The sequence below is a fragment of the Dickeya zeae NCPPB 2538 genome (genome assembly GCF_000406165.1).
Classification (GTDB): domain Bacteria; phylum Pseudomonadota; class Gammaproteobacteria; order Enterobacterales; family Enterobacteriaceae; genus Dickeya; species Dickeya zeae.
Genome location: NZ_CM001977.1, coordinates 1,204,744 through 1,218,407, shown reverse-complemented (window position 1 = coordinate 1,218,407; position 13,664 = coordinate 1,204,744). Strand labels below are relative to the sequence as shown.

Here is a 13,664-nt window from a genome sequence, read left to right as displayed (position 1 = left end):
CCACAGGAAAACCTCCTGTCGTAGCCCTATGGCTTCGGTGAAAACGGCTGTTATCCGCCAATATCGCCTGGCCGACATAACCGGCTGATTAACCACTTATCGAAGGGGGAACCTTTGCAAGGCCAAGCACTCCAAGATTTCGTTATTGATAAACTGGACGATTTGAAAGGTCAGGATATCGTGGCGCTCAATGTAAAAGGGAAATCCAGCATCACTGACTACATGGTGATTTGCACCGGAACATCCAGCCGCCATGTCAGTTCTATCGCCGATCACGTTGTACAGGAATCCCGCGCCGCCGGACTGATGCCGTTAGGCGTCGAAGGGGAAAATGATGCCGATTGGGTCGTGGTTGACCTCGGTGAGGTGATCGTTCATGTGATGCAGGAAGAAAGCCGTCACCTGTACGAACTGGAAAAGCTCTGGGGCTGATATGAAGCTGCAACTGGTCGCCGTCGGCACCAAGATGCCCGACTGGGTGCAGACAGGTTTTACCGATTATCTTCGCCGGTTTCCCAAAGATATGCCGTTTGAGCTGGTGGAAATCCCGGCGGGTAAGCGCGGCAAAAACGCGGATATCAAGCGGATCCTTGAGCGGGAAGGTGAGTTGATGCTAGCGGCTGTAGGGAAAGGCAACCGCATCGTCACGCTGGATATTCCCGGCTCACGCTGGGAAACGCCGCAGTTAGCGCAACAACTGGAACGCTGGAAACAAGACGGACGCGATATCAGTCTGCTGATCGGCGGCCCGGAAGGGTTAGCACCACAATGCAAAGCCGCCGCGGAGCAAAGCTGGTCGCTGTCACCGCTGACGCTACCTCATCCGCTGGTGCGTGTGCTGGTAGCAGAAAGTCTGTACCGGGCCTGGAGCATTACCACCAATCATCCTTACCATCGGGAGTAAGGCGAATGATGAACCCTGTGAAGTAGCAATCGCTGGATGAATATAGAACGTAAACCCTTTCGTGACTATACGGCTGAGGCGGCCTTGTTTGTACGCCGGGCGCTGGTCGCATTCCTGGGCATTTTGCTGCTAAGCGGTATTCTGGTCGCTAACCTATACCATCTGCAGATTGTACGTTTTGACGATTACCGTACCCGTTCAAATGAAAACCGTATCAAGCTGGTACCGATCGCCCCCAGCCGTGGCATCATTTACGACCGTAACGGTACGCCACTGGCGCTCAACCGAACCATTTACCAGTTAGAGCTGATTCCCGAAAAAGTTAACAACCTGGAAGAGACGCTACAAGCACTCAAGCCCATTGTTGACCTGACCGATGAAGACATTGATAACTTCAGAAAAGAGCGCAAGCGCTCACGCCGCTTCACCTCCATTCCCGTCAAAACCGGACTGAATGAAGTGCAGGTCGCGAGCTTCGCGGTCAACCAGTACCGGTTTCCCGGTATAGAAGTCAAAGGCTACCAGCGCCGCTACTATCCTTACGGTTCCGCACTCACCCATGTCATCGGCTACGTTTCCAAAATCAATGATAAAGATCTGGAACGGCTGGACCAGGAAGGCAGGCTTGCGGATTACGCCGCCACGCACGATATCGGCAAACTCGGCATTGAGCGTTATTACGAAGATGTGCTGCACGGCAAACCAGGTTACGAGGAAGTGGAAGTCAATAACCGCGGCCGCGTCATCCGCCAGTTGCACGAGCAACCTCCGCAAGCGGGTAAAGATATCTACCTGACACTGGATCTCAACCTTCAGCTTTATATCGAAAAATTGCTGGAAGGCAGTCGTGCCGCTGTGGTGGTCACCGATCCGAAGGACGCGTCTATTCTGGCGATGGTCTCCACACCCAGCTATGACCCGAATCTGTTCGTAGACGGTATTTCCAGTAAGACCTATCACGCCTTGCTGAACGATCCCAACCGCCCGTTGATCAACCGCGCGACGCAAGGGGTCTACCCACCGGCTTCAACCGTCAAGCCCTATATCGCGGTTTCTGCGCTCAGTGCCAATGTCATTACCCCGTACACGTCGCTATTCGACCCGGGCTGGTGGCAGTTGCCCGGTTCGGAAAAACGGTTTCGCGACTGGAAAAAATGGGGGCATGGTCGCCTGAACCTGACCAAATCCATTGAAGAATCTGCGGATACCTTCTTCTATCAGGTGGCTTACGATATGGGGATCGACCGCCTGTCCGAATGGATGACGAAATTCGGTTACGGCCAGCGTACGGGGATCGATTTGTCCGACAAGGAAGAAAGTCCGGGCATCATGCCGACGCGTGAATGGAAAATGAAGCGTTATAAGAAACCGTGGTATCAAGGGGATACTATCCCCGTTGGTATTGGTCAGGGTTACTGGACCGCTACGCCGATTCAAATGCTGAAAGCGCTGACGACGCTGATTAATGATGGTCAGGTGCAAGTACCGCACCTGCTTGGCAGTACGATGGAAAACAACACGAAGGTGCCATTCCGTCAACCACAACACCAGCAGATTGGTGACATTCGTTCCGGTTATTGGGAAATCGTCAAAGACGGTATGTATGGCGTGGCGAACCGCCCGAATGGTACCGCGCATAAATACTTTGCCGACGCGCCGTATAAAATTGCGGTCAAGTCAGGGACGGCGCAGGTATTCGGCCTGAAGGAAAACGAAACCTATAATGCCAACCGGATTGCCGAGCGGCTACGTGACCACAAACTGATGATTGCCTTCGCCCCTTACAACAATCCGAAAGTCGCTATGTCCATCATTCTGGAAAACGGCGGCGCCGGCCCCGCCGTCGGGACCATTGTGCGTCAGATCCTCGACCATATTATGTTGGGCGACAACAATACCAGCTTGCCGGACGCGCCACCGTCGCCGCCGGGCAGTGAAACCGAGTAGAGACACCATGACAGACAGTCAACAAAAAGGCTCAATCTGGACCAAAATGCACATTGATCTGCCTTTCCTTCTGTGTGTAATGGCGTTACTGGGCTATAGCCTGTTCGTCATGTGGAGCGCCAGCGGGCAAGACCCTGGTATGATGGAGCGTAAAGTTGCCCAGTGCGTGCTGGGACTGGTCGTCATGATTGGCATGGCGCAGATTCCACCACGGGTGTATGAAAGCTGGGCGCCTTATCTGTACATTTTTTGCTTTATTCTGTTGGTGCTGGTGGATGTATTCGGCCAAATCAGTAAAGGCGCGCAACGCTGGCTCGACCTCGGTGTGGTGCGCTTCCAACCATCTGAAATCGCTAAAATTGCGGTACCGCTGATGGTGGCTCGCTATATCAACCGTGATATGTGTCCGCCTTCACTAAAAAACACGGCTATCGCGCTGGCGTTAACCTTTGTGCCCACGCTACTGGTTGCCGCCCAGCCGGACCTGGGTACCGCTATCCTGATTTGCGCATCGGGTCTGTTCGTGCTGTTTCTCGCAGGCATGAGCTGGCGGCTGATTGCAGTTGCCGCCCTATTGCTGGCCGCGTTCATTCCTGTGCTCTGGTTTTTCCTGATGCATGATTATCAGCGCGACCGAATCATGATGCTGCTTGACCCGGAAACCGACCCGCTGGGTGCGGGCTACCATATTATTCAGTCGAAAATCGCAATAGGTTCCGGTGGCTTGAGCGGCAAAGGCTGGTTACAGGGTACCCAATCCCAGTTAGAGTTCCTGCCAGAACGCCACACCGACTTCATCTTCGCCGTACTGGCAGAAGAGCTCGGCTTGATAGGCGTGCTAATTCTGCTGGCACTTTATCTGTTCCTGATCATGCGTGGTCTGGTGATCGCCGCCAATGCGCAGACCTCCTTCGGCCGGGTGATGGTCGGCGGTCTGATGCTTATCTTTTTCGTTTATGTGTTTGTTAACATCGGCATGGTGAGTGGTATTCTGCCGGTGGTTGGTGTGCCGCTGCCGTTGGTCAGCTATGGCGGTTCGGCGCTGGTCGTCTTGATGGCGGGATTCGGTATCGTCATGTCGATACACACTCACCGCAAAATGTTATCCAAGAATTTATAGGGGTAAGCAATGCGTAAGGATTGGGTTTGGATTGGCGCGCTCAGCCTGGCTCTGGCTGGCTGTAGCGTCACGGAACAGCCGCAGTCTCCCTCACCGCAGGCCTCGGCATACAACGGCCCGGTAGAAGAAATCGGCGGTGTCGAACCGCGCTATGAACCGTATAACCCTGCCAACATGCAAGATTACAGCATGAATGGTAAAACATACCGTATTGTCAAAAACCCGGAAAACTTCAGTGAAAGCGGGTTTGCCACCTGGCACGACAGAGAATCTGTCGGTAATCGCACTGCGACCGGTGAAGAATTCGATGTCAATGCGATGGCGGCGGCACATCCAACACTGCCTATTCCCAGTTACGTTCGCGTGACCAACCTCAGCAACGGCCGCCGTCTGGTAGTTCGCATCAACGATCGCGGGCCTTATACACCGGGCAGAATCATCGACCTGACTAAAGGGGCGGCCGACCGTCTTAACCTATCCAATAATACCAAGGTGAAGGTAGACTTCATCAGCGTAGCACCGGACGGTACACTCTCCGGCCCGGGAACCATCGGTACACGCGTCGCCAAGCAGAGCTTTGCTTTACCGGCTCGTCCCACACTGGGTTCAAGCGGTATGGGAACGCCAATGATGGAAAGCGCGCCACAGCCTGCCGCCGCCGTACGACCGGTCAGCAATGCTACGCTGGTACCAGCTACCAGTAACGCCGGTGGTATGACGGGCGCTGCCGATACGCTGGCTCCTCGTGCCAGTACCGCAACCGGGGGCGGTTTCCTCGGCGCGCCAAAACCGCTTCCCAGTGGGGTACTGGAAGGCTCGGAAACGACTCCTACCGCGGCGCCAGTTCGCTCAACACCGGCTGTCGGCGCAGCCTCTGTCGCCACGTCATCCCTTGCATCATCATCGGCAAGCGTGCCCGCAGGCTCTGGAAATATTGTGGTGCAGGTCGGGGCGCTGAGCGATCAGCAACGGGCGCAAACCTGGCTGAAAAGCCTGAACGAGCGTTTTCGCGTGCCCGGCAAGGTGACCCTGAGCAACGGCTTGTATCGCATCCAGTTAGGCCCATTCCAGAACCGTCAACAGGCTGTTGATTTGCAGCAGCGCCTGTCGAGTGAAGCGCAACAGCCGTCATTTATCACGACCGTATCTGGCGCACAGTAACGCATTTACACTCGAAAGAGGGGTTAATCCCCTCTTTCGTTATCCACACAAGCGATAACGATACCACCTATGGCGATCAGCAAAATCACGTAACGTATTGTCTGGTGCCGCCCCGATTTTCATCTGCTATAGTGTGGCTCGTTTTTTAACTTATACCCACGGATGTTGTTGTTCCAATCATGAAAACAGTAATCACGTCTTGTTTTACCAAACGTATTGCGCTCGGCACGTTGCTCGCCATCAGTGCATCCACTTTCGCCTACGCAGACGACATTAATCTGAAAACCATGATCCCTGCCGTCCCGGATATTGATGCCGAAGCGTACATCCTGATTGATTACAACTCGGGTAAAGTCCTGGCAGAAAAGAACGCCGACGCCCGCCGCAATCCGGCCAGTCTGACCAAGATGATGACCAGTTATGTTATCGGTCAGGCGATTAAAGCCGGGAAAATTACGCCGAACGACGTCGTGACGATTGGTAAAGACGCCTGGGCGACCGGTAACCCCGATTTTCAGGGTTCATCACTGATGTTCCTTAAACCGGGCGATCGTGTACCGGTTTATCTGCTGAATAAAGGGATCATCTTGCAGTCCGGCAACGATGCCTGTGTAGCAATGGCGGATTACGTGGCTGGCAGTCAGGATGCGTTCGTCAACCTGATGAATGGTTACGTCAAGGCATTGGGTTTACAGAATACCAACTTCAAAACCGTTCACGGCCTGGATGCGGAAGGCCAGTACAGTTCAGCCCGTGATATGGCGCTGATTGGTCAGGCATTGATCCGTGATGTACCGGATGAATACGCGACCTACAAAGAAAAAGAATTTACCTTCAACAACATTCGTCAGTTGAACCGCAATGGTCTGTTGTGGGATAGCAGCCTGGCTGTGGATGGTATCAAAACCGGCCATACCGCATCAGCGGGATATAACCTGGTCGCCTCGGCAACCGAAGGGCAGATGCGCCTGATTTCCGCGGTGATGGGTGGACGGACGTACAAAGGCCGCGAAACAGAGAGCAAGAAACTGCTCACTTGGGGTTTCCGCTTCTTTGAAACCGTCGCACCACTGAAAACCGGTAAAGAGTTCGCGTCTGAGCCGGTATGGTTCGGTAATAGCGACCGGGTATCGTTGGGTGTCGATAAAGATGCTTACATCACAATCCCGCGTGGACGCATGAAAGATCTGAAAGCCAGCTATGTGCTGACCAATTCAGAACTGCATGCGCCACTGGCTAAAAACCAGGTGGTGGGGACTATCAACTTCCAGCTCGACGGCAAGGTCATTGATCAGCGCCCGCTGGTCGTCATGAACGAAGTCAAAGAAGGCGGTATTTTCGGTCGTCTGTTTGATTACATCAAACTGATGTTCCACCGTTGGTTTAGTTGATCCCCCTTGAATCCTGAGCAACCGCCCTTATGTTGCTCACTTAAGGATCGACAGCCCGCTTTCGGTCATACTTATCCACTCCCGCTTCGGCGGGAGTGGTAATTTTTGTACTAATGAATAACTCTGGAGTCACCATGAAAACCAAACTCAACGAACTGCTTGAATTTCCATGTTCATTTACCTACAAGGTCATGGGATTGGCAAAACCGGAGCTGGTGGATCTGGTTGTGGAAGTGGTCCAACGCCATGCTCCCGGTGACTACACCCCACAGGTCAAACCCAGTACCAAGGGCAACTACCACTCCGTGTCGATTACCATCACCGCAACCCATATTGAGCAGGTTGAAACGCTCTACGAAGAACTGGGTAACATCGATATCGTGCGTGTCGTGCTCTAACCAGCGCGATTCTCCTGCCTTGTCTCCCTAATCCGGAGACAAGCGAGGAAAGCGCTATTCGCTCAAGTCGCCCCTCGCTATAATTACGCTCATCCCTTCTTTACCCGACGATGACACTCTTGCAACAGGATACGCTCACAGCACGCAACACGATCATAGTGCGTCAATTAGGCATACAGCCTTATGAACCAGTATCGCAGGCCATGCATACCTTTACCGAGCAGCGGGACAGCCGCAGCGCCGACGAGTTATGGCTGGTGCAGCACCTGCCCGTTTTTACCCAAGGTCAGGCAGGCAAAGCCGAGCACGTCCTGATGCCCGCTGATATTCCGGTGATCCAAAGCGATCGCGGTGGTCAGGTCACCTATCACGGCCCCGGCCAGCAGGTGATGTATGTGCTGATTGATATCAAAAGACGTAAAGTGGGCGTACGCCAGTTAGTAACCGCTATCGAGAATACCGTTATCAACACGCTGGCGCATTATGCTGTTGAAGCGCATGCCCGCGCGGATGCTCCCGGCGTCTATGTCGGCGAGCGTAAAATTTGCTCACTGGGATTGCGTATCCGGCATGGTTGTTCGTTTCATGGTCTGGCGCTAAATATTGCGATGGATCTGTCCCCTTTCCTGCGTATCAACCCTTGCGGCTATGCCGGTATGAGCATGACCCAGCTCAGTGAACTGGTTCCCGGTACGACGGTAGCTGACACTGCACCAGTCATGGTGAACGCGTTTATGGCACAGTTGGACTACCAACAGCAGGAATGGCTGGACTGGGACTGGTCACAGCAAGGGGAACCATACCCGCTGCATGCAGAATAACGTCGCCCAAAACCATTCAGTTACAGTTTATTTACATTGTTTCTGCATTTTGTTGTTCTATGGCTGCGCGTCAGAGGACAAAGATGATATAATTTTGTGAGTTTTTTAAAAAAAAGTTTAATCACTCACGTAATCCAATGAATTTTAGATAAATTCATAACAGCGATTCAGAACTGGAAATTACGCAACCATGAGTAAACCGATTCAGATCGAACGTGGCGTTAAATACCGCGATGCAGACAAAATGGCCCTGATCCCGGTACGGACCGTCGCTACCGAGCGTCAGGAAATGCTCCGCAAACCAGAATGGATGAAGATAAAATTACCTGCGGACTCCAGCCGGATTCAGGGCATCAAGGACGCCATGCGCCGCAATGGTCTGCACTCGGTTTGCGAAGAAGCCTCCTGCCCTAACCTGGCAGAGTGCTTTAATCACGGTACTGCCACGTTCATGATCCTCGGGGCTATCTGCACCCGCCGTTGCCCATTCTGTGATGTTGCCCACGGCCGCCCGCTGACGCCCGATGCCAACGAGCCGGAAAAACTGGCGCAAACTATCCATGATATGGGATTACGTTATGTGGTCATCACATCGGTTGACCGTGATGACCTGCGCGATGGCGGTGCACAGCACTTTGCCGACTGTATCAGTGCGATACGCCGCAAAAACCCAACCATCAGAATCGAAACACTGGTGCCGGATTTTCGTGGCCGTATGGACCGGGCGCTGGATATCCTAACTGCCACCCCGCCAGACGTGTTCAACCATAATCTGGAAAACGTACCGCGTCTTTATCGTCAGGTTCGTCCGGGTGCCGATTATGAATGGTCGCTAAAATTGCTGGAGAAATTCAAAGCGTCGCATCCAAGCATTCCGACCAAATCCGGTCTGATGGTGGGCTTGGGTGAAACCAACGACGAAATTCTGGATGTGATGCGCGATTTGCGTCGACACGGTGTAACCATGCTCACGTTGGGACAATACCTTCAGCCAAGCCGTCATCACCTGCCGGTACAACGTTATGTACCACCGGAAGAATTCGAAGAAATGAAAGCGGAAGCGCTGGCAATGGGCTTTACCCATGCCGCCTGTGGGCCGTTTGTCCGCTCTTCCTACCATGCAGACCTGCAGGCCAAAGGGATTGAAGTGAAATAACAGGTTATTGCCTGCAATATTCCCTTACCAAAAACACAAGCAACACAAAAAGCGGATGGGTGACCCCCTCCGCTTTTTCGTTTTGATACTGTCAGTGATGCGCTTATTCTTTCGGGCGCGTTTCGCTGATAGCTGCTGGATGTTCGTCCTGAGCGGAAGATTTCGCCGCTGGCTGATCATCGTTCATGGCTTTTTTGAAGCCTTTGATAGCCGCGCCCAGATCGCCGCCCAGACTGCGCAATTTATTGGTGCCAAACAGCAGAACAATCAAGGCGCCAATCACTAAAAGTTTGGCAATACTGATACCTTCCATACATACCTACCTGATAATGTGAGCTGGAAAAGCCAGCGCGCTTTAATGCACTAATAATGCTCTTTTTAAATCGATATACCGGATAAGGCAATGCCTATCTGTAACAAAGTAAGACGCAACGCAATACCCGATATTTTTACCCGACCAAGAAAGCCTTACTCTTATCGTAATACAGGTGGCTTAAAGCGATTGTGATGTAGCACAGGTAACTGGCGACGAACGGTTTGAATTCGCTCCAGGTTCAATTCCGCCAACAGCAACTCCGGTTGCTCAGCAGCCTGAGCAATCACTACCCCCATAGGGTCTATCACCATGCTATTGCCGATATTCCTGTCGCCACACTCACCGGTCGCGACCAGATAACAGGTATTTTCCAGCGCTCGAGTTCGCGCCAGTAACTCCCAGTGCGCTTCTTTGTGCGGACCTTTCACCCAGGCCGCCGGGACGACCAGAACATCAGCTCCGCTGATCGCCAACTGACGCGCCATCTCGGCAAAACGAATGTCGTAGCACACCATCAGCCCAACTCGCATTCCCGCTATCTCCACCACTGGAGGCAACGCATTGCCCGGCGTCACCCGACGAGATTCCTGAACCGAGAAAGCATCGTACAAATGCAATTTATGGTAATGAGCCAGGACTTCTCCCCGCCGGATAACCAGCAATGTGTTATGCACCTTCCCTTCTGGCGCCGGGGTATGCAAGGTAAACACAACGCTGATATCCAGTGACTGACTCGCAGCTAGCAACTGGCTAACAAAAGGGCCAGTTATCGGTTGGGCACACCCGACGCCCCATTCCGGGTCCGCGTTATCACGCGCCAGAACAGCCTCCGGCAACACCAGCAGATCAGCACCGACAGAGGCAGCCTGTACCATTAATGTCATGCAGGTCTGGGCATTGTCCTGCCATAAACGCTGAACAGCAAATTGACCAAGCGCCACCTTCATATCAGGCTCCTTCATAACAGGCGGATACATTTGGTAAAACTACCACGGCTACAAAACACATCGGCATATAGGTAAACTTTATCAGACAGTAACGGAGATGACATTCCTCCATAACCGCCTTTCCGGCTGATGATGTCTACGCGTCCCTCAATCGGCATCACGCGTGCCCTTTCGAGAGTAGTCTAACTTACCCCTGAACGAAAAGGTGACTATGTACAGTACGTTACTTGCTATTTTTCTTGGCGGTGGGATTGGCAGCGTCGCACGCTGGCAATTGAGTGTGCGGTTTAACAGCCTGTTTCCTCAGATTCCAGCAGGCACACTGCTGGCAAACCTGTCAGGCGCCTTCATTATTGGTGCCTGCATGAGCTATTTCATCCGCCAGCCTGATCTTCCGCCACACTGGAAACTGTTGCTCACAACCGGTTTCTGCGGTGGGCTGACAACGTTTTCCACCTTTTCCTACGAAATGGTGACCTTACTGCAAAGCGGTGAATGGGCAGCGGCGTTGTTCAATCTGCTGCTTAATTTGCTTGGTTCACTGATGATGACGGCACTGGCATTTGCGCTGATGGGCTGGCTGAGCACCCATTAAGAGAAGAGTAAAATACAAAATAAAAACCCGCCATAAGGCGGGTTTTTCAGGAAATCGGTATAATTAAATAGCGATAACGTTAGCAGCAGAAGGTCCTTTAGCGCCGCTGGTGATTTCAAACTCTACGCGCTGACCTTCAGCCAGGGTTTTGAAACCGTTGCTCTGGATAGCAGAAAAGTGAACGAATACGTCCTTGCTGCCATCTTCCGGAGTAATGAAACCGAATCCTTTGGACTCATTAAACCACTTAACGCTACCTTTAATCTTAGACATCAAACTTACCTTTACATGAATGAACGACACAAAATCTGTGTCAAATACAGTACAGCAAGTAGCGGCGCATTTGTCCAGCCGAACATCACCAAAAAGTGATAAAACATGATAAAAAAGCGAACTGGCTCCATTCACCCCACAGATTTACCAGTCGCAACGCCATTATTTGGCATCTTATGCGTGGGTGGCCACTCTCTTTTTATTAGTACATTTTACTAGCACCGCGGCCATCGCAAACTCCGGGGCGATAAACTGAGATGCCGATGGCCTGAACCGGGATCACATTCACTACGACTCTGGCGTCACCCAACCCATTTATCTTTGCCTGCGGATACCGTTATCACCTTATGCCTTTACCACCTTAATCCTCGATCGACGTGGCTCACCGATATGGGGAACGACAAATGCAAATAATAGCCTCTTTTATTTACTCAGGCTTCCTCATTTACCCTTCGCTACCGGCGGCAGAAATCTGAAAAACATGAGCGAAAATTAGCGACATAGATCACAAAAATGAAAAGAGAAAAATGAGGTAAAACGGGGGATTTTATGGATAACACAACCACCTTAAGCGAAAATTAATTTTTATAAATCAGCTCATTAAAAGCGCTGTCAGTCACATAAAAAAAGCAGCAACCCGTGGGTTGCTGCTTTGGTGACACTCAATATGGGTCCTGGTAACTAATGACAGTAAATAAAATTGTACTAGTCTAAATACATCAGCAATTACTTACGCAGCATTGCGTCGATGAAGCTTTTCCAGTTGTTGAGTTCGATTTCGATCATGTTGGTAGCTCCTTAAGGCTTTGTGGTCTTACGGGGTTATTATACGCTTCTTTTTTGACCAAGATAAAGACTTTGGGGCGCAGAAATGTGCTCTCTTTCGCATTTCCGCAACTTTTCGTTAATTCCAACCCTATGATTTCTTAAGATAATTTTAATACTCTGCCGTATTTCATCGTTATGCGGTATGCTTTTTCGCCTTATAACATGAAAAATAACGAGTTTTAAATATATGGCTATCATCCTGTACGGAATCAAGAACTGCGACACCATAAAGAAGGCCCGTCGCTGGCTGGAAGAGCATCGTATCGACTATCGCTTCCACGACTACCGGGCAGACGGGTTAACCGCAGAGCGTCTGCAATCATTTATAGATGACATCGGCTGGCAGCCGTTGCTCAACACCCGCGGCACCACCTGGCGTAAGCTGGACGAAGCCTATCGTAACAGCATCAACAACGACGTGGCGGCAAAAGCTGTTATGCTGGAGCAACCGGCGTTGATAAAACGCCCGTTACTGGTAACCGATGATGGGAAAACCCTGCTTGGTTTTAGTGACGACAGCTATCAGCACTTTTTTACGGAGAATACCGCACATGTCTTGCCCGGTAATTGAACTGGCCCAGCAACTCATTAAACGCCCGTCCCTCAGCCCCGATGACGCGGGCTGTCAGGCACTGATGATTGAGCGTCTGAAAGCTATCGGCTTTATTATTGAAGCAATGGATTTCGGTGATACCCAGAATTTCTGGGCCTGGCGAGGCCAGGGAAAGACACTGGCATTTGCCGGTCACACTGATGTGGTACCGGTTGGCAACCAAAGCCAGTGGCAGACCCCCCCCTTTGAACCCACCATTCGCGATGGCATGTTGTTTGGGCGCGGTGCGGCAGACATGAAAGGCTCGCTGGCCGCCATGGTGGTGGCAGCAGAACGTTTCGTTGCTGCGCATCCTAATCATCAGGGGCGGCTGGCGTTTCTCATCACCTCTGACGAAGAAGCCAGTGCCGTTAACGGTACCGTCAAGGTGGTCGAAGCATTGATGGCGCGTCAGGAACGGTTGGACTATTGCCTGGTCGGCGAGCCATCCAGTACCGAACGTGTTGGCGATGTGGTGAAAAATGGCCGACGCGGCTCCATCACCGCCAATCTGCGGGTTCACGGTGTTCAGGGGCATGTTGCTTACCCACATCTGGCGGATAACCCGGTGCATCGGGCGATGTCCGCACTCAATGAGCTGGTGGAGACCGTCTGGGATCAGGGCAATGAGTTCTTCCCGCCTACTAGCATGCAGATAGCCAATATTAACGCCGGTACCGGTAGCAATAACGTTATCCCCGGCGAACTGTTCGTTCAGTTCAATTTCCGCTTTAGCACTGAGCTGACCGATGAACTGATTAAAGAGCAGGTCAAGACTCTGCTCGATAGTCACCAGCTTAATTACACGCTGGAATGGCAGTTATCTGGTCACCCATTCCTGACCGGACGCGGCGAATTGGTCGATGCCGTCGTCAACGCGGTGGAACACTACAGCGAAATCACGCCGCAACTCCTGACTACCGGCGGAACGTCAGACGGGCGATTTATTGCTCGTATGGGCACTCAGGTGGTTGAATTGGGGCCGGTCAACGCCACCATCCATAAAGTGAACGAGTGCGTTAGCGCTGCCGACCTGCAACTGCTCAGCCGCATGTATCAACGTATTATGGAGCAATTGATCGCATGATGTCCCCCGCCTGCCTGACTGGCAAAAGCGACCGCCATCTGGTGACGTTGAGCGGTTCACATCGTCTGCAACCTGAAGCGGTCGCGGCGTTTACTGCCATGCAGCAGGCGGCACAACAAGCTGGATTC

16 protein-coding genes, 1 pseudogene and 1 riboswitch are annotated in these 13,664 nt (G+C 52.2%); of the genes and pseudogenes, 13 read left to right on the top strand and 4 right to left on the bottom strand.

What is annotated here, in order from left to right; all coding sequences use genetic code 11:
• Window positions 1-114: 114 nt before the first annotated feature.
• The 9 genes from rsfS (at window position 115) to lipA (ending at window position 8,898) form a co-directional block, all read left to right on the top strand.
• Window positions 115-432 (top strand): ribosome silencing factor, encoded by a 318-nt coding sequence (gene rsfS, locus DZE2538_RS05455; protein ID WP_019844564.1) that lies wholly within the window; start codon window positions 115-117, stop codon window positions 430-432.
• Window position 433: 1 nt separating this feature from the next.
• Window positions 434-904 (top strand): 23S rRNA (pseudouridine(1915)-N(3))-methyltransferase RlmH, encoded by a 471-nt coding sequence (rlmH, locus tag DZE2538_RS05450; protein WP_012883860.1) that lies wholly within the window; start codon window positions 434-436, stop codon window positions 902-904.
• 36 nt (window positions 905-940) lie between these two features.
• Window positions 941-2,851 carry a peptidoglycan DD-transpeptidase MrdA gene (mrdA, locus tag DZE2538_RS05445; RefSeq protein ID WP_019844565.1) on the top strand — a complete coding sequence of 637 codons (1,911 nt, stop codon included), beginning with the start codon at window positions 941-943 and terminating at the stop codon, window positions 2,849-2,851.
• A 7-nt stretch (window positions 2,852-2,858) separates the two neighbouring features.
• On the top strand, window positions 2,859-3,971 hold the full coding sequence (gene mrdB, locus DZE2538_RS05440; protein ID WP_019844566.1) for a peptidoglycan glycosyltransferase MrdB: 1,113 nt from the start codon (window positions 2,859-2,861) through the stop codon (window positions 3,969-3,971).
• Window positions 3,972-3,980: 9 nt separating this feature from the next.
• Window positions 3,981-5,132, top strand: coding sequence for an endolytic peptidoglycan transglycosylase RlpA (gene rlpA / locus DZE2538_RS05435; RefSeq protein ID WP_023639217.1), 1,152 nt, complete (start codon window positions 3,981-3,983; stop codon window positions 5,130-5,132).
• A 179-nt stretch (window positions 5,133-5,311) separates the two neighbouring features.
• Window positions 5,312-6,523: a D-alanyl-D-alanine carboxypeptidase DacA gene (gene dacA / locus DZE2538_RS05430; RefSeq protein WP_019844568.1), complete on the top strand. Its 1,212-nt coding sequence runs from the start codon at window positions 5,312-5,314 to the stop codon at window positions 6,521-6,523.
• A 134-nt stretch (window positions 6,524-6,657) separates the two neighbouring features.
• On the top strand, window positions 6,658-6,921 hold the full coding sequence (ybeD, locus tag DZE2538_RS05425; RefSeq protein ID WP_012883855.1) for a DUF493 family protein YbeD: 264 nt from the start codon (window positions 6,658-6,660) through the stop codon (window positions 6,919-6,921).
• A gap of 110 nt (window positions 6,922-7,031) precedes the next feature.
• On the top strand, window positions 7,032-7,742 hold the full coding sequence (gene lipB / locus DZE2538_RS05420) for a lipoyl(octanoyl) transferase LipB (protein ID WP_038915786.1): 711 nt from the start codon (window positions 7,032-7,034) through the stop codon (window positions 7,740-7,742).
• 190 nt (window positions 7,743-7,932) lie between these two features.
• The gene (gene lipA, locus DZE2538_RS05415) at window positions 7,933-8,898 is read left to right on the top strand and encodes a lipoyl synthase (protein ID WP_038913421.1); all 966 of its coding nucleotides are present in this window, start codon (window positions 7,933-7,935) and stop codon (window positions 8,896-8,898) included.
• 103 nt (window positions 8,899-9,001) lie between these two features.
• On the opposite strand, the gene tatE is transcribed toward lipA, so the two are convergent.
• Window positions 9,002-9,211: a twin-arginine translocase subunit TatE gene (gene tatE / locus DZE2538_RS05410; protein ID WP_012770646.1), complete on the bottom strand. Its 210-nt coding sequence runs from the start codon at window positions 9,209-9,211 to the stop codon at window positions 9,002-9,004.
• A 161-nt stretch (window positions 9,212-9,372) separates the two neighbouring features.
• Window positions 9,373-10,161, bottom strand: a complete 789-nt coding sequence (locus DZE2538_RS05405; RefSeq protein WP_038915785.1) for a deaminated glutathione amidase — start codon at window positions 10,159-10,161, stop codon at window positions 9,373-9,375.
• Between the two features lie 84 nt (window positions 10,162-10,245).
• Window positions 10,246-10,307: riboswitch (Fluoride riboswitch) on the top strand.
• 65 nt (window positions 10,308-10,372) lie between these two features.
• Between DZE2538_RS05405 and crcB the strand changes: the two genes are divergently transcribed.
• Window positions 10,373-10,756, top strand: a complete 384-nt coding sequence (crcB, locus tag DZE2538_RS05400; protein ID WP_012883850.1) for a fluoride efflux transporter CrcB — start codon at window positions 10,373-10,375, stop codon at window positions 10,754-10,756.
• Window positions 10,757-10,819: 63 nt separating this feature from the next.
• Here crcB and cspE read toward each other — a convergent pair whose 3' ends face one another.
• Both cspE and ypfM read right to left on the bottom strand, forming a co-directional pair.
• Window positions 10,820-11,029, bottom strand: a complete 210-nt coding sequence (gene cspE / locus DZE2538_RS05395) for a transcription antiterminator/RNA stability regulator CspE (RefSeq protein WP_009113827.1) — start codon at window positions 11,027-11,029, stop codon at window positions 10,820-10,822.
• Window positions 11,030-11,755: 726 nt separating this feature from the next.
• Window positions 11,756-11,815, bottom strand: a complete 60-nt coding sequence (gene ypfM, locus DZE2538_RS21435; RefSeq protein WP_146214195.1) for a protein YpfM — start codon at window positions 11,813-11,815, stop codon at window positions 11,756-11,758.
• 229 nt (window positions 11,816-12,044) lie between these two features.
• Between ypfM and DZE2538_RS05390 the strand changes: the two genes are divergently transcribed.
• The 3 genes and pseudogenes from DZE2538_RS05390 to DZE2538_RS21200 form a co-directional block, all read left to right on the top strand.
• Window positions 12,045-12,428, top strand: coding sequence for an ArsC family reductase (locus DZE2538_RS05390; protein WP_038915784.1), 384 nt, complete (start codon window positions 12,045-12,047; stop codon window positions 12,426-12,428).
• The gene (gene dapE, locus DZE2538_RS05385) at window positions 12,409-13,536 is read left to right on the top strand and encodes a succinyl-diaminopimelate desuccinylase (protein WP_038915783.1); all 1,128 of its coding nucleotides are present in this window, start codon (window positions 12,409-12,411) and stop codon (window positions 13,534-13,536) included. Before DZE2538_RS05390 ends, dapE begins: the two co-directional genes overlap by 20 nt.
• Window positions 13,533-13,664: pseudogene (locus tag DZE2538_RS21200) on the top strand (D-alanyl-D-alanine carboxypeptidase family protein); the annotation flags it as partial. The gene dapE and the pseudogene DZE2538_RS21200, both read left to right, overlap by 4 nt.